Consider the following 22661-nt stretch of genomic DNA (forward strand, 5'->3'; position numbering starts at 1 on the left):
GTCTCCGGGGGCGCCCTCGGTCGCGTCGGTCGGTCACGTCCTCCGGGCGCGTTCAGACGCCGGGTGTCGTGTAGACCCGCATGCCCGGGATGTGCAGGGTGCCGCCGAACTGCGCGGCCTGGACCACCTTGACATCGGTGAAGTAGATCAGCGGGATGTTCAGCGGCGGCGGGCTCTTCGGGCTGAACTCCACCGGGATCAGCCCCAGCAGCTTCCCGGAGATCTTCTCCGTGTACATCACGGTGTCGCCGTCGCGGATGGTGGAGGTCGAGCCCTGCGCCGCCTGGACGTGATAAGTCGCCCCCGCCTGCGGGTCCTTCACCGTCTGGTGCAGATCGCCGATGTCGGTGCCGCTGGAGATGACGTACTTGAGGACCTTCTTGCGGACCCCGCTCGCCGTCTCCACCTCCACGATGCCCCGGTAGTCGGCGCCCTTGAGCAGCAGCGAGCTGGCGTCCAGGTACCAGGGGTCGTCCGGGACCGGGACCGGATTGTCGACGCCGCCCTCGTCGTCGGTGGCGATGGGGCAGTCGTCGGGGGCCACGCCTTCGGAGGGGGTGGGGGTCGGGGTGGGAGTAGGGGTGGGGACGGGGGTCGGGGAGGCGGTGGTTTCTTCGGGGGGTTCCGGTGAGGGGTTCTCGGTGGGGTCGGTGCCGCCGGGCTGTCCGGGGGCGTCGGGGGTGGGGGTGCCGGTGGGGGTGGGGGGTGGAGTGGGGGTGGGGGCCGGGGGCGAGGTGGTGTCGTCATCCTCGTCGTCGTCCTCGTCGCCGCCCGTGAGGCCGTCGGTGATGCCGTCCACGACGCCGTCCACGACATCCTCGATGGCGTCGCCGACACCGTCCAGCAGCCCGCCGCCGCCCCGGCCCGCCGAGGGCGCGGGGGTCGGCTCCGCCGGGTCCTGGTCCGGGTCCTTGCCGGAGGGCTTCGGGGCGGGCTCGTTCCCGTCGGCGCCGTCCTCGTCGTCCTCGCCGTCCTCGTCGTCCTCGTCGTCGGAACCTGAATCCGGCGAAGAGGCGTCCGGCGCCGGGGTCCCGGTGCCGTCGGCGGACTGGGGGTCGGTGCTCCCGGTGGGCTCGGGATCGGGGGAAGCGGTCCCGGACGGAGAGGGCGAGGGGTCCGGGGAGGGGGTGGCGGACGGGGTCGCGGAGGGGGTGGCCCCGTCGGCGTCCCGCTCCGCCTCCTCCAGCGCGGTCAGACAGTCCTCGTACTCCTCGGCCGACAGTTCGTCCGCCGCGAGGCTGCGGGACGCCGGCTGGTCCTCGGCGAGCGCGAGCCTCGGGGTGAACCCCATCCCCATCAGGACCGCGGTGGGCATCGCCGCGAGCGCTATGGCCTTCCCGGCGGGCAGGTGGATCCTGGTGAGCAGCGGCTTTCTGGGCGCCGCGTGGCGCGGCCCGGTTCTGGCCCGGGGGACCGGGGGAGACACCTCCCCGGCGGTCCCGGCGGCCGTCTCGTCAGCCGGCACTGTGCCTCCCGTTCACCTCGTTGGCCGGGGCCGCTCCCGGTGGGTCGTCGCGCTCTCCCGCCTGGCCCGGGATGCGGTCCGTGCCCTGGGGTGCCTTGTCGGTGGCGGTGCCTGTGGTGGTGGCGGTGCCTGTGGTGGTGGCGGTGCCTGTGGTGGTCGTGGCGGACGGTTCGCCCTCGGCCCAGGCGACCGCCATCGCGCCGCCGATCAGGGCGAACAGAAAGCCGATCAGAAAGCCACCGAGGTTGGACACCGGGATGGACACCAGGGCCAGCAGGATCGCCGCGATGCCCGCGAAGGTGCGGACATGCCGCTGGAACCAGAGGCTGAAGCCGAGCACGACCAGCAGCACCCCGATGATCAGCGATCCGGCGCCTGCGGTGGTGGCCATCGCCAGGGTCAGATGACCGATCTGGAGATTCGCGTACGGGAAATAGGCGATGGGGAGTCCGCCGAGCATGACGAACAGCCCGGCCCAGAACGGCCGGGAGCCCCGCCAGGCACGGAACTGCCGCTTCCTGCGGGTGAACTGGCCGGCTACGACCGAGGTCTCGGCGCTCATGGAAAACGTCTCCCTGGAACGGCGTTGCTGTGGTGGAGAGTTGGGGTAGCGGCGCGGGCGCGCGGGGGCGGGCGGCGCCGGATGAGCGGGCGGGGGCGGGGGCGCCGGGGAGCACCCCCGCCCGTCAGCGCGTGCCCGGGGTGCCTAGTAGCACTCCTTGACACCCGTCGACAGCGACATCTTCAGCCCGCTGAGCTTGAAGGTTCCGGCGGTGGTGGCCCACGCCGTCTGCTTCACGTCCTTCAGGGTGACCAGGTCCGACTGCTGGGCGAACCCGAAGGGGTTGGCCTGCTCGCCGCCGCCCTTCATGCCGGGACCCTTGCTGGCGTCCTTGGCCGCGACACCGATGTCGATATTGGTGAACTCGGCGTCGGCTTCGAGCTGGGCGACATCGATGTAGAGGTTGGTCGCCTCCACCGGCTCGTCGTCGCCCGCGCGCAGGATCAGGCTGACGTTCCCGAGCACCGGAATGTTCGGGGTGACGACCGACTGGCACATGCTCTTGATGGTGGCCGACCGGAACGCCGAGACGGCGACCGGGTGGACGGTCTTCTCACCCCTGAGCGTGTAACCCTCGTCGAGGGCGCCGTACTGGGAGAAGCCCTTGCCGTCGAGCTGCTTGGTCGTGACCTTGAACGACTGCCCGGACACACTGAACGACGCGGCGAGAGCACCCTGGGCGAGGGCGACACCTATCGCGGCCGTGGCGGCCACGCTGGGCACCATGACCACCGCGAACCGCTTCCATCTGGTCCCACCACGCACCTGGGACTCCATATTTCCTCCTTCTCGGACGTACATCTCCTGACCCCGGCCCGCCTGGTGAGCGGCTCGGCCGCGGCAGGGATGGGAGAAGTGCTACGTCCTCGGGAAGGAGAGCGCCCGCGTCACCGGGCGCGCACCGCGCCCCGGTCACCGGCGATCACCCCCGAGCGACAACCACTGGTCGCGCCTGACACGCATCACGCACAACCTTGCCGGACAGGCTCCGCCGACCGGCGAAGACCCCCCTGTCCAAGGACCGGCGGCAGTGCCGCCCGCCCTGCTCGGTGGGGACCCAGTGAGATCCGCGCCCCGGCCGGCTGCCGGAGTGCGGGAAGGGACCGAGCGTGGCCGATCGTGGTGCATTCCGGCCGCCCGCACAAGGGGGTTCGTTACTCGCTGGTAACGGGCGGATCACCACGGAACAACACAGGCGTTCGGATCCGCGACGCTGGGTTGTACCCATGGGGAGAACAATCCACTGAACGCCGGACACAATCCGACACAACGACGAGGGCGACTTACTTGCAGTAACAGCGCCCGCGATGGCCAAGGTTTGGCAAAGCGCGGGCGCTTGGAGTCCCCCACGACATCCGGTGTCCCCTCGGTATCACCCTTACGGGCGGCCGGGGCCGGCCGAGGACCGGCCCCGGGGACACCTCAGAACAGGGCGCGCGCCAGCGCACGCCGGGCGGCGGCCACGCGCGGGTCCTCGCCCCCGACCACCTCGAACAACTCCAGCAGCCGCAGCCGTACGGCGTCCCGGTCGTCGCCCGCCGTGCGGCGCACGGTGTCGATGAGCCGCCCGAAGGCGTCCTCGACATGGCCGCCGACCAGATCCAGGTCGGCGGCGACGATCTGCGCCTGGACATCGGCGGGCTTGTCCGCGGCGTCCCGGCGCACCTGCTGCGGGTCGAGCCCCTGCACCCGCTGGAGCAACTCGGCCTGGGAGAGCCCGAGTCTGGCCTCCGGGTGGGCCGGATCGTCGGCGAGCACATTGCGGTACGCCTGGACGGCACCGGCGAGGTCACCGGCGTCCAGCGCGTCGGCGGCGGCGTTGAGCAGGGCGTCGTAGGGTCCCGCGGGCTCCTCGGCGACGGCCTCGGGGGCGCCGCCGGGGACGGCGTCGGGGTCGACGGTGAGACCGGTGAGCCCGAACCGCTGCTCGGCGACCTGGACGAGCTGGTCCAGGGTCTCCCTGATCTGGTCCTCGGCGGCGGCTCCCTGGAAGAGCGGCAGCGCCTGGCCGGCGACCACCGCGAAGACGGCCGGGATCCCCTGGATCCCGAACTGCTGCATCAGCATCTGGTTGGCGTCGACATCGATCTTGGCGAGCAGGATCCGCCCGTCGTACTCGACCGCCAGCCGCTCCAGCACCGGGCTGAGCTGCTTGCAGGGCTGACACCACTCGGCCCAGAAGTCGAGGACGACGGGTACCTCGGCGGAGCGCTGGATGACATCGCGCTCGAAGCCGGCCTCGTCGACGTCGATGACGAGGTCGGCCGGGGAGACGGCACCGCCGCCGCCGTGCCGGGCGGTTTCGGCGCGCGTCTGCTCGGCCTTCGCCTTGGCCTCCTGGGCCGCCTTCACCGCGGCGAGGTCGACGACGCCGCTCATGGACATGTTCCGTGGCTGCATGCGTCTATCCTCCCCCGTTCCCGCGCCTGTGCGAAAAACGCCCTGAGATCCCGCCCGGAGCGGGGGTGCTTGGTCCCACCCGAACCGGGTATGCCATACCCGCCTGTGTGCCCCACGGCACCGGGTCCCCACCCGCGCCGTACGGCCTCGCCCGCGTACGTCCGCTCGCGGGCGGGTAGCGCCGACGGCCCGTCACCGTTTTCGCTACGAGCCGTAGCGTAATGGCTGCGCCCCCGGGAGCGGAACCGTCCCCCGGTGACCTCGCTCACGCACCCCGGATCCGGGCACCCCGGCGAGGGACACGAGGAACCCAGCGACGCATCCGGCGATGGATAGGGTGCGGGGATGCAGAGCCGCCGCCGCCCTTCCGCCGCTGCCGCCCCGCGTGGCCGCCCCCGCAGTACGGCGGCGGACGCCGCGATCCTGAGCGCGACCCGTCAGGCGCTGGTGGAGCTGGGCTGGTCGAAGCTGACGCTGTCGGATGTGGCGGCGCGCGCGGGGGTCGCCAAGACGACCCTGTACCGCCGCTGGTCGGGCAAGAACGAACTCGTGGTCGACGCGGTGGCGGAACTCTTCGACGAGCTGCGCCTGCCGGACCGGGGCAGTCTGGCCGCCGACATCGAGGGTGTGGTGCTCCAGTTCGCGGCGATCCTGGCGCGGCCGGAGGCGCAGAGCGGGCTGATGGCGGTGGTGGCGGAGGCAACCCGGGACGAGGCCCTGCGCGAGCGCATCCGCGCGTCGATCGTGGACCGGCAGAAGCGCCTGGTCCTCCAGGGCCGGGCACGGGCCCAGGAGCGCGGCGAACTCACGCCGCAGGAGGACCCGGAGGAGGCGGCCCGCACCGCCGACCTGATCTTCGACATGGTCGCCGGGGCGGTGGTCCACCGCGCCCTGGTGAGCGCGGAACCGGCGGACGAACGCTGGGTGCGCTCGCTGACGCGGGTGCTGCTGCTGGGGCTGCCGGGGGCGTCGGACGGCACGCCACAGGGGGTCTAGAAGGGGTCTGGAACGATGGAGGGGGAACCCGAACTCACCAGGACGCGCGCCTAGAACCCCGCCGGTTCCACATACACCCCCCACTCCTCCCGCAGCACCCCGCAGATCTCGCCCAGCGTGGCCTCCGTGCGGACGGCGTCCACCATCGGGGGGATCATGTTGGCCCCGTCGCGGGCGGCGGCGACCATCGCCTCCAGCGCGGCCCGGACCGCCCGCTCGTCCCGCCGCCCCTTCCGCTCCCCCAGCTCCCGTACCTGCTCGCCCTCCACCTCGTGGCCGACCCGCAGGATCTCCAGGTCGCCGGTGACCGAGCCGGTGTGGACATTGACGCCGACGACCCGCTTGTCGCCCTTCTCCAGGGCCCGCTGGTAGCGGAAGGCGGACTCGGCGATCTCGCCGGTGAACCAGCCGTCCTCGATGCCGCGCAGGATGCCGGAGGTCATCGGCCCGACGGGGTGCCGTCCGTCGGGGTGGGCGCGCAGCCCGCGTTCCCGGATCTGCTCGAAGATCTTCTCGGCGTCGGCCTCGATGCGGTCGGTGAGCTGCTCGACGTACCAGGAACCGCCCAGCGGGTCGGCGACGTTGGCCACCCCGGTCTCCTCCATGAGCACCTGCTGGGTGCGCAGGGCGATCTCGGCGGCCTGCTCGCCGGGCAGGGCGAGGGTCTCGTCCAGGGCGTTGGTGTGCAGCGAGTTGGTGCCGCCCAGCACGGCCGCGAGGGCCTCCACAGCCGTACGCACCACATTGTTGTACGGCTGCTGGGCGGTGAGGGAGACACCGGCGGTCTGGGTGTGGAAGCGCAGCCACTGCGCCTTGTCGCTCTTCGCCCCGTACACGTCCCGCAGTTGGCGCGCCCAGATCCGGCGGGCGGCGCGGAACTTGGCGATCTCCTCGAAGAAGTCGACATGGGCGTCGAAGAAGAAGGACAGGCCGGGGGCGAAGGCGTCCACGTCCAGGCCCCGGCTGAGCCCCAGTTCGACGTAGCCGAAGCCGTCCGAGAGGGTGTAGGCCAGTTCCTGGGCGGCCGTGGCTCCGGCCTCGCGGATGTGGTAGCCGGAGACGGAGAGCGGCTTGTAGGCGGGGATGCGCTCGGCGCAGTACTCCATGAGGTCGCCGATGAGCCGGAGGTGCGGCTCGGGCGGGAAGAGCCACTCCTTCTGGGCGATGTACTCCTTGAAGATGTCGGTCTGGAGCGTGCCGTTGAGGAGGCCGGGGTCGACGCCCTGCCGTTCGGCGGCGACGAGGTACATGCAGAAGACGGGGACGGCGGGTCCGCTGATCGTCATGGAGGTCGTCACCTCCCCCAGCGGGATGCCCCGGAACAGGACGTCCATGTCGGCGGCGGAGTCGACGGCGGTCCCGCAGTGCCCGACCTCGCCGAGCGAGCGGGGGTCGTCGGAGTCGCGGCCCATGAGTGTCGGCATGTCGAACGCGACGGAGAGCCCGCCGCCGCCCGCGGCGAGGATCATCTTGTATCGCTCATTGGCCTGCCCGGCGTTCCCGAACCCGGCGAACTGCCGGATCGTCCAGGTCCGCCCCCGGTACCCGGTCGAATACAGCCCGCGCGTGAAGGGGTACTCCCCCGGCCACCCGATCCGCTCGAAGCCCGCGTACCGGTCCCCGTCCCTGGGCCCGTACACCGGCTCCACCGCGTCCCCGGAGAGCGTGCTGAAGTCCGCCTCCCGCTTCCGAGCGGCATCGAACCGGGCCTGCCAGCGACGGCGACCCTCCTGGATGGCGTCAGCGTCCATGTGACAAATTTACTAGGACGTCCAAGTAAACGACAGTGATGCAGGTCAGGAGCCATGCTCCAGGGCTCAGAGGGCACCGGCTACGCTCGTCGCCATGAAGAAGAGCGTCCTGACCCGCTACCGCGTGATGGCCTACGTCACGGCCGTCCTGCTGATCCTGCTGACGGTGGCCTTCATCGGAAACCGCCTGCTGAACATCGACGGCTTCGACAGCTTCAGCACGGTCGTCGGCATCGCGCACGGCTGGCTCTACATCCTCTACCTGCTCTTCGCCTTCGATCTCGGCAACAAGGCGAAGATGCCGGTCGCCCGGCTGCTCTGGGTGCTGCTCGCCGGGACGATCCCGACCGCCGCCTTCTTCGTCGAGCGCCGGGTGACCCGCGAGGTCCAGCCGCTGATCGAGGGCGGGGCCGCGCCGCGGCCCGCCGCGGTTTGAGCGGCCCCGTACCGGGCCCGAGGGCCGAGCCCCAGGGACCGGGTTCCGAGGACCGGGCGCTGAAGGCCCGGGGGACCCGCCGCACCGTCTGCGGCGGGGGGCCCATCACCCGGTGAGGCAGCCGGTCACTTGGTGATGTAGTGGCACTGGGTCGCTCGCAGCTTGCCGTTCACGAAGAACTTCGCACACGCCTTCCCGTACTTCGACAGGGTCCGTTTCCCGGCCCGGCGCAGTGGATTGCCCTTGCACTCGGAGTGCGTGGCCCCACGCGCGGTCTTGTACGTCTTGTTGTTCGTGTCGGCGTAGGAGAAGTCGATGCGCCAGTTGCAGAACTGCGAGAAGGTCACGGCGAGGCCCGCGCAGTCGATACCGGCGAGCTGGCTGGTGATCTTCTTGCCGGACCCCTTGACGGTGTGGGTCAGGAAGCAGCCGGTCGGAACCTTGACGCTCGCGCCGCGCACTTCGTAGCTGAAGGTGCCGACTGCCGTGGTGCCGGTGGCGCTCGCCTGCGCGGTACCCGCCGCACCGAATGTCACCGTGACAGCCAGTGCCCCGGCGCTCAAGGCGGTCAGCGCACCGCGCACGCACTTCTTCATCCTCAACACGTGGTCTTCCTCAGCTCGGGCCGATCCGGACTTGGATCATCCGGATATCGGCCCACAGCCTGGCAGCGCACCGAGGCCCCGACGCTGTCTACGCGCATCACCGGCGGCAGGATCACCATCAAGTGGGAGCCGCCCGTACCCCGTTGACCGGAGTCGCCCCGAGCCCTCGCTCACCGCGCCCGGAACAGGTCACTGCTCCTCGAAATCCTCCGCCGCCACCCGCAGCGGACGCAGCATCGCGAAGATCTCCGAGCACTCCTCGGCGTCGTAGACACCCAGGCCGAAGTCCATGGACATCAGGTCCCGCGTGGCGGACTCCACCACCTCGCGGCCCTTGTCGGTGATCACGGCGAGGGTGCCCCGGCCGTCGTTGGGATTGGGGCGTTTGGCGACCAGGCCGGACTTCATCAGACGGTCGACCGTGTTGGTGACGGAGGTGGGGTGGACCATCAGGCGCTCGCCGATCTTCGACATCGGCAGTTCGCCCGCCTTGGAGAAGGTGAGCAGGACCAGGGCCTCGTAGCGGGCGAAGGTCAGACCGTACGGTTTCACCACCGCGTCCACCTCGGCCAGCAGGATCTGCTGGGCCCGCATGATCGAGGTGATCGCGGCCATCGAAGGGACGCTGCCCCAGCGCTGCTTCCAGAGTTCGTCGGCGCGCGCGATGGGGTCGAACGGGAGACTGAGCGGCTTCGGCACGGCATCAGACCCTACCCGTCGGTCATATGGCGGTCAGCCCTGTCTCGTCCTTCGGTCCCCGCCCCGCGGCGGCGGCCCGGCTCCCCGTCCGGCGCACCTCCCACGCCAGCAGCGCGCAGCACACCGTCCCCACCACCGCCACCCCCGCGACCACCGTCCCCACCGGCCAGAACTCCGCCGCCGCGCCCGCCAGGGCCATCCCCACGCCCTGGATCGTCATCAGCCCGGCCGTCTGCACGGTCATCGCCCGGCCCCGCAGTTCCTCCGGCACCGCGTCCACGAACCAGCGGTCCGCGCCCAGCGTGTAGGCGCCCGAGAGGCCGGTCACCACCAGGGCCGTCAGGATCCAGGGCAGGCCGGGGCCGAGGGCGTAGACGAGGAGAGGGAGCAGGCCCAGAGTGAGGAGGGGGAGGACCAGGCGGGAACGGGTGCCCGGGGAGAGCGCCGAGCCCGCGTACAGCTCCCCGGCGATCGTCCCGACCGGCATCGCGCACATCAGCAGCCCCACCCCCGCCGTCCCCACCCCGATCTCGTCCGCGTACGCCGCCGCCAGTGCCTCCGGCGCCACCACGAACATCGGCGGCAGCCAGAGGAGCAGCAGCAGGGCGCGCAGCCTGCGGTGCCCGAAGATCTCCCGCACCCCGGAGAGGGAGTAGGAGACGAGGCCGCCGGACGAACCGCCCCTCGCCGGGCGGCGGCGCGTGCCCAGGCGGAGCAGCAGCGCGGAGAGGAGGAAGGTGCAGACGGTGATGGTCAGGGCGCCCCTCGGGGGGACGACGGTCAGCAGGACGCCGCCCATCCCGAAGCCCACCAGCACCGAACTCTGCGACACCATCCGCAGCAGCGACCGCCCCAGCACGAACAGGTCCCCGGTGCCGAGGAGGTCCGCCAGCGTGGCCGTCCGCGTCCCGGTGAACACCGGCGCCACCGCCGCGATCACACACCGCAGCGCCAGCAGCGCCGCCACCGGGGTGGCCGGCAGCGCCATCAGCAGCGCACACCCCGCGCACACCAGATCGCACACCACCAGCACCCGGCGGGCCGGGAAGCGGTCGGCCACCCCGGACAGCAGCGTGCCGCCGAGCAGATACGGCAGGAAGCCCAGCGCGAAGACCAGCGCGCTGAGCAGGGGTGAGCCGGTCAGGTCGTAGACGAGGACGGTCAGCGCGATCTCGCCGACCACCACCCCCAGCAGGGACAGCGCGTGCGCGGCGAAGACGGTACGGAACTCGCGGACGGCGAAGACGGCCGCGTAACCGGGCAGGGAGAGGGGAGGGGGAGGGGCTTCGGTCATGGGGAGAGGGTGGGGAGTCGGGGGGCGGGGGCGTTAGAGTTTCGGCCACCGCCGAATGTTCGGGGCATCGCCGGGTGGTCGGATCAACGCCGGGAACGAGCACTCGGGTCACCACCAGATGTCCGGGCCACCCCCGGGTACGAGTGCTCGGCTCACCACCGGATGTCCGGGTCACCCCCCAGTACTCGGGACACCACCGGACGGACCGTCCCGACGAGGAGCACCCGGCCGCCATGCCCTACCACCTGCGCCTCACCGACGAGGACCTGCTGCGCTGCCGGTTCGCCCTCTCCCCGCTCTGGGAGACCCAGGAGGCCGTGCGCACGCTGGGGCGGCCCGACCGGCACGGGTATCACGTGCCCTGGCTGCGCCGCGCCCGCCGGGCCGCCCGCGGCCTCGATCTGGCGCCCTTCCGGCTGCTGATGCCCCGCCGCGGGCACAGCCCCGACTTCATGGGCCCGCCCCCGATCGGGCCCGCGGCCACCTTCGACGAGGAGATCGCCCGGGTGCGCGGCGCCGACCCCGAGGCCGCCCGCGCCGATCTGGCCATGGCCCTCGCCGACACCCCCGGCGCCCTGCGCTCCCCGGAGGGCAGGGCGCTGCTGGCCGACCCCGCCCGGACGATCCAGCACCTCGCCGATCTGCTGGAGGCCGCCTGGCAGGTGCTGATCGCCCCCGACTGGCCCCGGCTGCGCGCCCTGCTGGAGGCGGATGTGGCGTTCCACTCCCGGCGGCTCGCCTCGGTCGGCCTGGGCGCGCTGCTGCCGGAACTGGACCGCCGTATCTCCCTCTCCGGGCGGCTGCTCACCGTCGCGGGCAAGCCCGATCACGGGCGGGACCTGGACGGCGGAGGGCTGGTGCTGATGCCCAGCGTGTTCTCCTGGCCGGATGTGGTGAGCGGTTTCGAGCCGCCGTGGCAGCCGACCCTCGTCTATCCGGCCCGGGGGCTCGCCGGGCTGTGGGCCGCGCCGGGCGACCGCACCCCGGACGCCCTCGCGACCCTGGGACGGCTCCTGGGGCGGGGCCGGGCCGCCGTGCTCGCCGCGCTGGACGAACCGGCCACCACCAGCGCGCTGGCCCATCGCCTCGGGCTCGCCCCGTCCTCCGTCTCGGCCCACCTCACCACCCTGCGCGCCTCCGGGCTGCTCCTCTCCCGCCGGTACGGCCACCAGGTGCACTACGAGCGGACGCCCCTGGGCAGCGCGCTCCTCGCCGAGAGCGGAGCCATGGACGCCATGGACAACGAGGGCGGGGAGGGAGTGATGGGCGGAGCGGGCGGCTGATCCGTTCGGTGTGTCTCTCGGTGCGGGGCTCCATGTCATGCCGGTGATATTTGATCAGTTATGCGAATGTATGGGCGTTCTCTCGCCCTCGTCGTAGTTTCAGGGAGCCGTATGTCCCGGCCGGTCCAGCCCCTCGTGGCGTGCGCGTCGCTCGCGGTGTCCGGGCTCCTCGCGGGGTGCGGGGCCGCGCCCGAGGTGGGTGAGGCGTCCGTCACCGGGCCCGCCTCGCGGTCGGCACGGGCCGCGACCTCCCCGTTCTGGGTCGACCCGGACAGCCCGGCCGCCCGGCAGATCCGGACCTGGCGACAGCAGGGCCGGGACGCGGACGCGGAGGCGCTGCGCCGGATCGCCGAGCAGCCCGCCGCGCTCTGGCCGGCCGGGGAGACCGACCCGGGCCCCCGCATCGCCGCCGCGGCCCGCGCCGCCCGCCGGGCGGATCGCACGCTGCTGCTGGCGGCGTACAACATCCCGCACCGCGACTGCGGTCAGCACTCCGCGGGCGGTGCCGCCGACGCCGACGCCTACCGGGACTGGATCGACCGGTTCGCCGCGGCGATCGGGGACACCAGGGCGCTGGTCGTGCTGGAGCCGGACGCCATCGCGCATGTCATCTCGGGCTGCACCCCCGTGGAGCTGGAGCCGGAGCGGGAGCTGCTGCTGCGCGAGGCCGTCACCCGGCTGAAGCGGCAGCCGCACACCCGGGTGTATCTCGACGCGGGCAACCCGGCCTGGATCAAGGAGCCCTGGAAGCTGGTGGAGCCGCTGAAGCGGGCCGGGGTGGCGGACGCGGACGGGTTCGCGCTCAATGTCGCCAACTTCCAGACGGACGCGGTGGCGACCGCCTACGGACAGGAGCTGTCGAAGGCGCTGGGCGGGCGGCACTTCGTCATCGACACCAGCCGCAACGGCACGGGCCCGCTCGACGGGGTCTGGTGCAACCCGCCCGGCCGGTCGCTGGGCACCCGGCCCACGGACGGCACCGGGGTGCGCGGACTCGACGCCTATCTGTGGATCAAGCGGCCCGGCGAGTCGGACGGCTCCTGCGAGGGCGGTCCGCAGGCCGGGCGCTGGTGGCCGGAGTACGCCCTGGAGCTGGCGCGGGGCGCGGGCTCCCGGGCATAGGGAGAGACCCTCTACTTCCCCACCTGGATCCACTTGGCCTCCGACGGGGTCCCGTCGGCGTCGGTGACGAAGAGCATGTACCAGCCGGGCGGGACGAGGGTCCGGTCGGCGGGAACCGCGACCGTCACCCGGTCGCCCTGCTTGGTGACCCGGACGTCGATCGAGCGCTGCTCGACATCCGTGGTGTGGGTGACGGCGCTGGGCCGCATCAGCCGGGCCCGCGCGATCCGGTCGGGGTGGTCGGTGCGGTAGGTGACCGTGCCGTCGGCGGCGGGCCTCTCCGGGCCGTCCGCCAGGGCCGGGCGGGTGGCGCCGTTGCGGTGCAGGGCGGGCGGGGTGAAGACCTCCATCCGCTGCTCGAAGTGGCCGAGCTTGGTGTTCTGCTGGTCGTCGAAGAGGGGGTCGGAGCCGAAGGTGGCGACCCGGCCGTCCGGCAGCAGCAGCCCCTCGGAGTGGTAGTTGCGGCCCACCTCGGGGGCGGCGGCCTCCCGGAAGGTGTTGGCCTTCGGGTCGTAGAACTGCGCCCTGAGGATGTTGCTGGCGCTGCGGCCCCGGTAGTCGGAGGAGCCGTTGGAGGTGAAGACGGTGTCGTCCGGCATGATCACGCTGTTCAGATAGCGCGTGCCCTGCGGGAGGTCCGGGCCGTCCTTGAACACCGGGTTGTCGGCCTTGAGGTCGACCACGGCGGTACGCGGGGTGGCCCTGGACGACTCGCCGACGCCCCCGCCGCCCAGGATCATCACCTTCTGGTCCTGCGCGGGCGGCAGGAGGAGGGAGGCGGCCGTCTCGGTCTGGTCGGGGTCGCGCAGGCCGGGCACCTTGGTGAAGGTGTTCTTCTCCAGGTCCCAGATGCCGGGCTCACGCCCCTGGCCGGCGGGCCCGTACCCGGCGTTGGCCGCCGAGTAGAAGAGCTTGCCGCCCCGGGTCAGGAAGAGCGCGGGGTAGGTCGGGAAGTACTGCCGGGGACCCGGCGTCCACTTCTTGGTCTCCGGGTCGTAGATCTCGTTGTCCCCGGGGTCGATCATGCCGACGTCGTCCAGCCCGGAGACGGCCAGGACCCGCCCGTCGTCGAGCCCGACCAGCGTCGGGTACCAGCGGGCCTTGTCCATCGGGTCGACGGGGAGGTACTTCTCGGCGACCGGGTCGAACTCGTAGGCCGCGCGGATGCCCTGGAAGTCCTGCTTGTCGAGGCTGATGCGCTCACTGAGGCCATAGGTGTTGGCGGCGTCCACGCCGGTCAGGCCGACGACCTCGTACTGGGTCTGCTTCTCGGTGACCGAGAGGGGGCCGGACTCGACGGCCTCGACGAAGACCCGGGCCTCGCTGGCGGTGACGGTCACCCCGCGCTCGCCGCCGGTGGTCTTCTTCGCGCGGGGCACGGTGACGTCGAAGCGGGTGGTGTACTCGACCCCGGCCGGTGAGCGGAACCGGGTGCCCTTGCGGAGGAAGACGGCCTTGTCCGGGTTCTCGTTCTTGACCCGCATACCGCCGCCCGCCCGCTCGACCTCGCCGTCGAGGAGTTCGTAGCGGGCGGTGCCCCCGGCCACCAGGAGCCGTCCGTCGGGAAGCTGGGCGTGGCCCGCGCAGAAGAAGTCCTCGGGCGTCGGGACCTTCCGGAAGACATTGGTCCTCGGATCCCACAGCACGGTGTCGAAGGACCCCTGGTCGAACTTGCGCTGCTCGTTGCCCGACCCGGCCACGATCAGCACCTTGCCGGTGTGCAGCAGGGCGGCGTGGATGGCGTTGGTGCGGTACTCGTCCGGGATGGATATCTGGTCCCAGGAGCCGTAGCGGGCCAGGTACTCCGGCCGGGAGATCTTGTAGTCGTGGTACCTCTCACCGGCGAAGTCGAGGGCGGCCGGGGCGTTCAGACCGAGCAGCAGGGCGACTCCGCCGATGCCGAGCACGGTCTTCCTCGTCCTGGGCGAGGGCTGGTAGGCGGGCATGGCCTAGTCACCTCCGGTCGTGGTGGTGGGGACGGCGGCGAGAGCGGGTTCGCAGGGCTCCGGGACGTGGTCCAGCAGGGCCGCTGCCTGGCGTTCCCGGCGCTCGCCGAGCAGTCCGGTGGCCCAGACGGCGACCGGGGCCAGCGAGATGAGCAGGGCGAGGACCGCCCAGGTGCGCATGGCGGCATGGGTGTGGCCGAGGACCACGGACGCGGCCAGGGAGGTGGCGAGCAGCAGCGCCCAGCCGAGGTGGATGCGGAAGGTCGCCGCCCGGTCGGGGCTGGCCCCGTCGCCCTTGGGGGTGACCACGAACCGGCTGGGGCGCCGGGTCACCGCCTCGCCGAACGACTTCAGATAGATGGGCGCGGACAGCGCCGACATCGCCATCCCGGCCAGCCCGCCGGAGCCGCTCGGCTCGTGCGGAGAGACATTGTGGCGCCGGTTCCAGAGATACAGGCCGATCTGGAGGGCGGCGGCATCGCTGTAGAGCATCAGCCAGACGGAGGCGGTGACCTGGGTGCCGGACGCCCCGAACCACAGGAACAGCACACAGCTCACCATCCCCAGCAGCCAGTTCACGGCCGTCATCGGGTAGTAGACGAGCATCAGCGAGTACGAGAACAGCCGCCCGGGAGGCATGCTGAACGGGGCCTTCCAGTACTGGGTGAACAGTGTCTCGTACGTCCCGCGCGACCAGCGGAGCTGCTGGGTGAAGAAGTCGGTCCAGGACGCCGGCCCCTCCCCCACGGCCAGCACGTCCGGGGTGTACACCGACCGCCAGTGGTGCCCGGTACGGGGATTGCGGCGCCGGTGCAGTTCGAAGCCGGTGGCCATGTCCTCGGTGATGGAGTCGTACAGCCCGCCGATCTGCCGGACGGCGTCGATCCGGACGACGTTGTTGGTGCCGACGAACATGGGCGCCCGGTAGCGGTTCCCGGCCCGCTGGATCAGCGCGTGGAAGAGGAACTGCTGCGACTCGGCGGCCTTGGTGACGGGGTGGTCATAGTTCCCGTAGACCTGCGGTCCGACGACGAAGGCGATGTCCGGGTCCCGGAAGTAGCCCATCATCCGCTCCAGGAAGTTCGGGAGCGGGACATGGTCGGTGTCGACGGAGGCGAAGAACTCGTACGCGTCGCCGTGCCGGGCGATCCAGGCGTTGTAGTTGCCGTGCTTGGTGCGGGCCTTGTGGACACCGGAGGGGCGGTTCCACTCGGGGACGCCGTGCCGGGTGAAGTGGTGGACGCCGAGTTCCGCGCAGAGCGCGCGGGCCTGCGGGTCGTCGCCCTCGTCCAGCAGCCAGACGTCGAGCGGGCCGGGGTGGGTGATCCGGGTGGCGCCTTCGAGGGTGGCGCGGACCATGGCGAGCGGCTCTTTGCCGGGGACGTACGTCGTGAGGAAGGCGACCCGGGTGCCGGGCTCGGGGCGGACCGGCAGGGGATCGCGGGCGACCATGGTGGCGTGGGCCACGGAGGCCACGTTGACGACCATGAACAGCCCGATCAGGCCGACGGATATGAGCATGGTGGCGTCGAGCCAGACCAGCCACCGCTCACCGCCCTCGCGCTCCACCCAGTGACTGGGCCAGACGAGGTAGACCAGCAGAACGCCGGTGAGGACCGGCGCGAGGGCCATCAGCAGGACCGCCCGTATTCGGTGCGGCTCACGCGCGAGCAGCGAGGTGTACTCCACCTGATACGCGTGACCGGACGGCTCGGTGAGCGGCCCGGCGAGTCGGCTGTGGGTGTCGTAGTCATAGCCCTCGGGCCGCACAGCGCCCTCCCTGAAGTGAAGATCGAACGAGTCGATATCCACACAGAAGTGCACTTTGCGAGGCATGTCGAATGGAGGGCGTCCAGGTGGGGGACGGTTCGGGCCCCGCCAGTGCTGGTGACGACAGTGAACGCAGGGCTCTGGGCGCGCTCAGTAGGAGCCCTGTGGTCACAGCCTCTGACGCATCGAGGAAGCATGGCTGAGACCGGTGCGGGGTTGCTGGCGCACCCGCGTTCGAGCGCGCGCCAACCGTCCGGGTACCACCGATACCGGGGTCCTGACGGGCCCCAGCACCGGACCACCCTTGTTGCCGTCCAGGCTGAAGGGTCGGTCCGTTTCGCTCACTGTGGGTGGCCGTGCGCCCTCTGGCGGGAGCGGGGACGGCACGATGCTCTACCGGGGCAGCAACTCGACTTCGATGGCGAGCACGCCGAGTGCCTCCTTCTCCGCCGCGTAGATCTCGCGGATGTTGGCGAGCTGCTGCTCGCGGGAGGAAGCCGGATTGACGTTCGCCGGGCCCTCTCCGTCGAGCAGTGCCTCGAAGGTCTCGTACTCCGTGACTCGCTTGACCAGCACGTCACATGTCTCGTCGGTGCCCTTGATTCGGAAGCGGATGACATCACCGGAGGCCAGGTCTTCCAACCGGGGATACTTCACCCGTACTTCGATCGTCTTCTGACCGGCGGCCACCAGGTCGAAGTACCGGCGATAGAGATTCAGTTCGTGGACGCGCGCGGCGGCGATTTCCGACATCGGGCGGGAACGCTCCTAGGTGATGCGGTGGACATGAGTCGGCCGAGTTCGCCGGCCGAGTACGAGCGGTAGAAATGGCGAGGGTCGGCGAGCAACACATCAGCCAGACCGAGCAGACGGTCGACGTACTCAGGCAACGACCCCGGCCACTCGCGGGTGTCGAGCATCCACGGGGCCGCGCCGTCGGGCAAGGGCGCGCGCCCCTCGCGGATGAGGGACTTGGACAGTTTCGCCCCCGTGTCCGTGACGACCTGGGGGCAGAACAGCCGGGCGGGCAACTGTCCGCGGGTGAGGCCGACCGCTTGGAGAGCACCGTCCACGAGAATGCATCCCGGCATCCAGTCGCTGCCCTTGACCATGACGTGCAGAGCGCCGCGCCCGCTGCCGGTGGCCAGTTCTTTGACCAGGTTGCGATACAGCGTGGCCAGGTCGAGGTAGCCACCGCCGGTGGGCTCGATGGCCACCTCGTACTCGCCATGGTGCAGGCACACGGCCGAGACGGTTGCCCGCTCGAAACCGTCGTCACGGACACGGGTGCGCTCGGCGTGCTTCTCGGCCCACCCGCAGCCAGGACGTGGGCAGGGGACACGGACGTGCGGCACACCGGACGATGGGGACAGGTACCACCGGGCGGCGTCCATCCGGGGCAGCACCCGCAGCCAGGTACGCCGGAAGTGCTCGTTCGATTGCTGCTGGGTGTACGTCTCGACCGAGAAGGGCAGGCTCAGCCGGTCCGACAGCGCGGTGAACAGTGGCCGGTACAGCTTCTCGACCTGTTCGGTGATACCGACCGCGCCGAGGGCTTGGGCATAGGCCCGCTGGTACCGGTGACCGGTCTCCTTGTCGGTGACGATGGCGTACGGGGCGTTGTCGAGCGCGCTGAACCGGACTTCGGCCGGTACGCCGAACCTGTCTCGGATACGGGCGGCGATGACGAACGTGAGCGACTGGACCAGGGACGTTCCGACGTGCGGTGCTCCGTTGATCTGTGTGCCCACCACGAAAACGACCCGGTCAGGCGCAGTGCTGATGATCTGCGGCCTCAGCAGATCCTCGGCGCTCATGAGCACGTTGGCGAGCACGGTGTTCGGTGATACGGGATAGGTGGTCACCGCAGTCTTCCCCTCGGTGGTTGAGAGCAGGACTCGCCGCGGAGGCGGCGTATGTGCGTTCAGCGGTACAGCTCCGGTCGACGCCCCACCCGCCCCCGCACGGCGGGGACCAAGCAGAGGCACAGGGGACGACGGGGTCATCGGCTGGTGCGAGGCCTAGGCCGTCGCCTGTGGCGGCCCGTCCCCGCAAGGCGATCGGCAACGGCATCCGGAAGCGTGCGGAGACCAGCGGAGCGGGCGTCAGCACGGCTGGCGTCACCGCTCATGCTCCCGAGCCGATTCCCGCGCCTCGATGAGCCGGCCGAGTTGGATGCAGTGCAGCTCGACCTGCCCCGGGGTGAGCACGAGTACGGTCTCGCAGGTGCCGCCGTGCTCGTAGTGCACCGTGACCGGTACCGCGGCCTGTTGCGCGCGGTGGTCATAGACGGCATCGCGCTGCATGGGCGTGACGTGCGTGACCGGGACCGGCACGGGGCGCAGGGTGCTTCCGTCGTTCCTGGCCCGCCAGTCGGCACCACCGCCGGGCGGGCGCAGGTGGTACGACGCCGAAGTGCTGCTGGGCAGAGCGACGACCACCCCGATCGCCCCTCCCTTGGCCAGGTCGTGGGCGAGGTCACCGAGGCGGGGGTGGAAGGGAAGGCCGGGGGTCAACTCGGCGCTTGGCGAATGAGGTTGATGCGAGGTCTGTTCGGCCATGCCCCGAAGCTACGAAGAGCGACGGGGCCCCAACATGAACCGCAGGAATACGGCCCTCAGCCGTCGAGACGGAACCGATCTGACATGCGCCGCAGCTTCTCGCGGGTGTTCGCCCGCTCGGCGTACACGACGCTGCGCAGCGTTGACCGGGCGATGGGGTGATTGCGGACGAGCTGGGGGGCGATGGTCTCGGCCTTCTCCAGTTCCGTCAGTGCCTTGTCCCGGTTTCCGTCCCACAGCCAGGCGCGGGCGAGGTCCATGTGGTGGTGGCCTTGGCGGGAGTTCGGGAGCGACGCGACCAGTTCCTTGCCCGTGCGCCGGTTTATCGACAGCGCCTCGCGTTGCTCGTGCATCTCCAGGGCGACGCTGATCGCGTGGATCTGGACGTTCCCGGGCGAGAAGGTGAGGCTGTGGCGGTCGTAGACCGGAGGGCCGACGGCCTCTGTCATCCGCTCGGCCGCACCGCGCGCGTGCTTGATCCGGTCCTTCGCTTCGGCTTTGCGACCACCCCGGGCAGCCGAGACGGCCGCGCGCAGTTGCAGCGCCCCCCAGGCCCGTACGGCCAACGGTTCGCCCCGGTCGTAGTCCTGCTGCACACTGCGGATCGCCTTGTCGGACAGGGCGACGGCGTCAGACCAGTCCGCGGTTGCCCACATGTCCCAGACTCGCATCCAGTCGGCGACGGCGGGTAGCACCGGGTCGCCGGACAGTTGTGCGGACCATGCGGCGCGTTCGCACGCCATGGCGATCAGCTCAGGGTGTCCAAGGGCGTGCCCGGCGGTGTGAGCGAACTTGCAGCACACCGCGTAGATCGCGTACGCCTCTTCCCGCTCGTGCTCGGTGGAGACTTCGGCCAGGGCGCGCGCCTCACGGAACAGGTCGGGGAGGATCTCCATGATCGCCACGTTCGCGGCGGCGTCGCGGAGACGGTGCAGGCGGGTGGTCTCCTGCCAGAGCTGACGTGCGGGGCGCGGCGTCCCGTCGAAGACCGGGGCGAGGTCGTAGCGGCGCAGCTCACGCATGATCGCCGCGGCGGAGATCTGCCACTGGTTCTCCGCCGGAGAGCTGTTGTACGGCCGCCCGATCAGGTCATTCGGGTGTACGTGCAGCTCCGAGGCGAGCAGGTTGAGCAGGCCGACACGGTCGAGTTCGATGTGCCCGCGCTCCATCTTGGACACCCAGCCCTGCGTCTTGCCCAGTGCGGCGGCGAGGTCGGCTTGCGTCATGCCGAGACGCAGCCGTGCGCGTCGTACGCGACGGCCGATCTCTTCGGCTTCTTCCAGCATCAGCGCGCCCCCCTGAGGGTGAGGCGCCGGCGATCCAGCGGGCGGCGAGACATCGTGCTCCATCCGTCGGGGCTTCCATCCTTGACGGTACCCAGGTCGTGGGCCGGGTGTGGAGTGCTCCAGGGGGCCGCCCCCCAAGGGGCGCGGGGAACTGCGTGACCGGCCCCCACCCGCCCGCACCCACCCCTCGACCGCACCCACTCCCCCCTCACCGCCCCGAAGCCCTCCGCAACCGATGCCGCACCGCCCGCTGCGCCACGGGCCCCAGCTCCTCCAACGCCCCGACCAGCACCCCCAGTTGCTCCAGCGCGGCCAGCGCCGCCCCCGCCCCCTCCCCGTCGACCCCCTCGTACAACTCGATCCCCACGAACGACGCCGCCACCGCCCGCGCCAGCCCCGCCGGGTCCACGAACTCCCCGAACGGCGTAGCCCCGAGCACCCGGGCGAGGACCGCCTCGATCTCCACGATCCACAGCTCCAGCCCGGCCGCGGTCGCCGGGCCGAGGACGGCGTGGGTCTGGGCCCCGGCGAGCAGTTGCCCGAGCCGGGTCACATGCCCGGCGGCCCGCTCGTGCTCATGGATCTCCCGGCCGAGCGCGAGCAGCTCACCCAGGGAGCCGACCGCGGCGAACCGCTCCCGGTACCGGGCGACCGACCCCTCCGCCCCGTACCGGCAGGCCGCGGCGAGGAGTTCGTCCACCGAGCCGAAGTGGTAGAAGACCAGCGCCTGATTGACCCCGGCCGCCGCCGCGACACTGCGGGCCGAGGTCTTGGCGATGCCCTGCTCGGTGAGGGTGCGCAGAGCGCCCTCCAGCAGCTTGGTCTTGGTCTCCAGGGACTTCCTGGTCTCCGGGGACACCGGTTTCGCGGACGCGGAGTTGGACACGGAATTGGACTCGGACTCGGGGCTCACGCGCGGGCCTCCTCGCGCACCGGCCGCAGCCCGGGGCGGACGCCATGGCGGCGGACGTCGGTGTAGGCGGCGGTGAAGCTGCCCTCGTAGCCGAAGAGCGGTCCGAACCGCCGGTTGACCACCCGCACCCGGATCCGGAACCTCCCGGTGCGTTCGTCGAACGACTCCCGCACCTCCGCGTCGGCGCCGATCAGCGCGGGCACCCGGACGTCCACCGGGCCCTCCCGGAAGCGGTGGACGCCGGACCGGATCAGGAGTGATCCGTCGGGTTCGGCGCGCAGGCGCAGATCGGTGGCGAGGTGCTGATGGGTGCCGAGATAGTCGAGGACGCGGTCGCCGCGCGGGTCCAGCACCATCTGGGCGTCGAAGCGGCGGGGGCGGCCGGGCAGGTCGAATGTGCGCACGAAGGTCACCGTCTCACGGCCGTGGGAGTCGGTGTAGGGCACGTTCTCGATGGTGAAGGGGACCCGGCGGCCCTCGCACGGGACCAGGATGTTGCGGGTGGCGCCGAGCGCGAGGAACGGCCGGACGAAGGCCCCGCCGTGCCAGATCCGGTCCATCACCCCGCGCCCGGTGCACGCCTCTCCGCTGTCCAGCCCGACCGAGAAGCGCCGCCGCAGCTCCGGGTGGAGCCGGTCGAACCCGGCGCCCATGGCGGTACGGAAGATCGAGGCGGGGCGGCCGGTGGCCGGCATGGTCACGGGGTCTCCAGCGTGCGCAGCAGCCGGGGTGCGCGCACCCGGGTCGGCGGGGTGCGCAGACAGCGCCGGGCGGCGGGCGTGCCGACCCGGGGCGGCAGGAACAGCGCCAGGCAGACGGCGGTCAGCAGCAGCACCGGCAGCAGATACGCCAGCGGCGCGGCGAACGGCCCGAGCAGCCGCAGCAACGGCTCCAGCCCCAGCCCGCTCACCGCGCAGGCGACGACCACGACCCGTACGGCGATCTCCGCGAGCCAGTTCAGCAGCGCCCGCTCGGGGGTGATCCCGCGCTCCAGCCAGAGCCGCAGCCGGTCGAAGGACCAGGCCGTGGCCCAGCCCATGAGCGGCCGGAACAGACACCGGTCGGCGAGGGCGCCGGGGCGGCCCCAGCGGGGGCGGTAGTCGTAGCCGGTGAGGAAGCGCACCCCGTCGCCGTCCGGCACGTACCGCCAGTAGCCGCTGCCCTCGGCGAGGAGGGAGAGGGGGTGCGGGGAGGAGAAGCGCAGGGCGGAGGTGCGGGTGCCGTCGGGGCGCTGCCGCTCCCCGGCCGCGACGCCGGTCCCGGCGACGGTCAGGAAGGGCAGGAGCCGGGTGGCGTACCGGAAGCGCTGCGGCTCGCCGTCGGCGCGCGGGAGGTACTCGATCTCCGTGAAGCGCAGGTCCCAGCGTCGGTGCCGGGCGGGTTCCTGGGTGGCCGACCAGAGGGTGTCCAGGTCGGCTCGGACGCGGGTCTCTGTGTAGAGCGCGGTGGGCTTCATGGGCCGTCCCCCACTTCTGCGATGTGAGCGAGTGCTCAAAGCCTGTGGTGACGACGGTAGCGGAATTTGAGCGAGTGCTCAATCGGATGGGCCGAGAAAACCCCGGCCCTGAGGGG

The 22661-nt window shown here is 71.4% G+C and carries 21 protein-coding genes; 4 read left to right on the forward strand and 17 right to left on the reverse strand.

What is annotated here, in order from left to right:
- Positions 1–52: 52 nt before the first annotated feature.
- The 4 genes from AB0O01_RS29520 to AB0O01_RS29535 form a co-directional block, all read right to left on the reverse strand.
- Positions 53–1465: a hypothetical protein gene (locus AB0O01_RS29520; RefSeq protein ID WP_365318074.1), complete on the reverse strand. Its 1413-nt coding sequence runs from the start codon at positions 1463–1465 to the stop codon at positions 53–55.
- A complete protein-coding gene (locus AB0O01_RS29525; protein ID WP_365318076.1) occupies positions 1455–2027 on the reverse strand; it encodes a DUF6114 domain-containing protein in 573 nt (190 codons plus the stop codon). The genes AB0O01_RS29520 and AB0O01_RS29525 overlap by 11 nt, the downstream gene beginning before the upstream one ends.
- A gap of 144 nt (positions 2028–2171) precedes the next feature.
- Positions 2172–2804: a DUF6230 family protein gene (locus AB0O01_RS29530; RefSeq protein ID WP_365318078.1), complete on the reverse strand. Its 633-nt coding sequence runs from the start codon at positions 2802–2804 to the stop codon at positions 2172–2174.
- Positions 2805–3449: 645 nt separating this feature from the next.
- Complete coding sequence (locus AB0O01_RS29535; RefSeq protein ID WP_365318079.1) at positions 3450–4427, reverse strand: tetratricopeptide repeat protein; 978 nt, start codon at positions 4425–4427, stop codon at positions 3450–3452.
- A gap of 345 nt (positions 4428–4772) precedes the next feature.
- On the opposite strand from AB0O01_RS29535, the gene AB0O01_RS29540 reads away from it, so the two are divergent.
- Positions 4773–5423: a TetR/AcrR family transcriptional regulator gene (locus tag AB0O01_RS29540; protein WP_365318081.1), complete on the forward strand. Its 651-nt coding sequence runs from the start codon at positions 4773–4775 to the stop codon at positions 5421–5423.
- A gap of 50 nt (positions 5424–5473) precedes the next feature.
- On the opposite strand, the gene AB0O01_RS29545 is transcribed toward AB0O01_RS29540, so the two are convergent.
- Positions 5474–7174, reverse strand: coding sequence for a methylmalonyl-CoA mutase family protein (locus AB0O01_RS29545; RefSeq protein ID WP_365318082.1), 1701 nt, complete (start codon positions 7172–7174; stop codon positions 5474–5476).
- Positions 7175–7268: 94 nt separating this feature from the next.
- On the opposite strand from AB0O01_RS29545, the gene AB0O01_RS29550 reads away from it, so the two are divergent.
- The gene (locus tag AB0O01_RS29550) at positions 7269–7610 is read left to right on the forward strand and encodes a DUF3817 domain-containing protein (protein WP_365318084.1); all 342 of its coding nucleotides are present in this window, start codon (positions 7269–7271) and stop codon (positions 7608–7610) included.
- 125 nt (positions 7611–7735) lie between these two features.
- On the opposite strand, the gene AB0O01_RS29555 is transcribed toward AB0O01_RS29550, so the two are convergent.
- The 3 genes from AB0O01_RS29555 to AB0O01_RS29565 form a co-directional block, all read right to left on the reverse strand.
- Entirely contained in the window at positions 7736–8206 is a 471-nt protein-coding gene (locus AB0O01_RS29555) for a hypothetical protein (protein ID WP_365318364.1), read from the reverse strand.
- A gap of 198 nt (positions 8207–8404) precedes the next feature.
- Positions 8405–8914, reverse strand: coding sequence for a MarR family transcriptional regulator (locus AB0O01_RS29560; protein ID WP_365318085.1), 510 nt, complete (start codon positions 8912–8914; stop codon positions 8405–8407).
- A 22-nt stretch (positions 8915–8936) separates the two neighbouring features.
- A complete protein-coding gene (locus AB0O01_RS29565) occupies positions 8937–10208 on the reverse strand; it encodes an MFS transporter (RefSeq protein ID WP_365318087.1) in 1272 nt (423 codons plus the stop codon).
- A gap of 233 nt (positions 10209–10441) precedes the next feature.
- Between AB0O01_RS29565 and AB0O01_RS29570 the strand changes: the two genes are divergently transcribed.
- Together AB0O01_RS29570 and AB0O01_RS29575 are read left to right on the forward strand one after the other, a co-directional pair.
- The gene (locus AB0O01_RS29570; RefSeq protein WP_365318089.1) at positions 10442–11491 is read left to right on the forward strand and encodes a DUF5937 family protein; all 1050 of its coding nucleotides are present in this window, start codon (positions 10442–10444) and stop codon (positions 11489–11491) included.
- Positions 11492–11602: 111 nt separating this feature from the next.
- Positions 11603–12613 (forward strand): glycoside hydrolase family 6 protein, encoded by a 1011-nt coding sequence (locus tag AB0O01_RS29575; protein ID WP_365318091.1) that lies wholly within the window; start codon positions 11603–11605, stop codon positions 12611–12613.
- A gap of 11 nt (positions 12614–12624) precedes the next feature.
- Here the strand turns inward: AB0O01_RS29575 and AB0O01_RS29580 are convergent, their stop codons facing one another.
- The 9 genes from AB0O01_RS29580 to AB0O01_RS29620 all read right to left on the reverse strand — a co-directional run bounded on the left by AB0O01_RS29580 (position 12625) and on the right by AB0O01_RS29620 (position 22545).
- The gene (locus AB0O01_RS29580; RefSeq protein ID WP_365318093.1) at positions 12625–14559 is read right to left on the reverse strand and encodes a kelch motif-containing protein; all 1935 of its coding nucleotides are present in this window, start codon (positions 14557–14559) and stop codon (positions 12625–12627) included.
- A gap of 3 nt (positions 14560–14562) precedes the next feature.
- Positions 14563–16329, reverse strand: coding sequence for a cellulose synthase catalytic subunit (locus tag AB0O01_RS29585; RefSeq protein WP_365318366.1), 1767 nt, complete (start codon positions 16327–16329; stop codon positions 14563–14565).
- A 393-nt stretch (positions 16330–16722) separates the two neighbouring features.
- The gene (locus AB0O01_RS29590; protein WP_365318095.1) at positions 16723–17082 is read right to left on the reverse strand and encodes an ASCH domain-containing protein; all 360 of its coding nucleotides are present in this window, start codon (positions 17080–17082) and stop codon (positions 16723–16725) included.
- On the reverse strand, positions 17046–18194 hold the full coding sequence (locus tag AB0O01_RS29595; protein ID WP_365318097.1) for a hypothetical protein: 1149 nt from the start codon (positions 18192–18194) through the stop codon (positions 17046–17048). The genes AB0O01_RS29590 and AB0O01_RS29595 overlap by 37 nt, the downstream gene beginning before the upstream one ends.
- 255 nt (positions 18195–18449) lie before the next feature.
- On the reverse strand, positions 18450–18890 hold the full coding sequence (locus AB0O01_RS29600; RefSeq protein ID WP_365318099.1) for a hypothetical protein: 441 nt from the start codon (positions 18888–18890) through the stop codon (positions 18450–18452).
- A gap of 56 nt (positions 18891–18946) precedes the next feature.
- Positions 18947–20176: a helix-turn-helix transcriptional regulator gene (locus AB0O01_RS29605; RefSeq protein WP_365318101.1), complete on the reverse strand. Its 1230-nt coding sequence runs from the start codon at positions 20174–20176 to the stop codon at positions 18947–18949.
- A 208-nt stretch (positions 20177–20384) separates the two neighbouring features.
- On the reverse strand, positions 20385–21035 hold the full coding sequence (locus tag AB0O01_RS29610; protein WP_365318368.1) for a TetR/AcrR family transcriptional regulator: 651 nt from the start codon (positions 21033–21035) through the stop codon (positions 20385–20387).
- A gap of 50 nt (positions 21036–21085) precedes the next feature.
- Positions 21086–21784 (reverse strand): DUF4166 domain-containing protein, encoded by a 699-nt coding sequence (locus tag AB0O01_RS29615; RefSeq protein WP_365318370.1) that lies wholly within the window; start codon positions 21782–21784, stop codon positions 21086–21088.
- A 2-nt stretch (positions 21785–21786) separates the two neighbouring features.
- Positions 21787–22545, reverse strand: a complete 759-nt coding sequence (locus AB0O01_RS29620) for a hypothetical protein (RefSeq protein WP_365318103.1) — start codon at positions 22543–22545, stop codon at positions 21787–21789.
- Between the last annotated feature and the right edge of the window lie 116 nt (positions 22546–22661).

The organism is Streptomyces sp. NPDC093252, assembly GCF_040683675.1.
GTDB lineage: Bacteria > Actinomycetota > Actinomycetes > Streptomycetales > Streptomycetaceae > Streptomyces.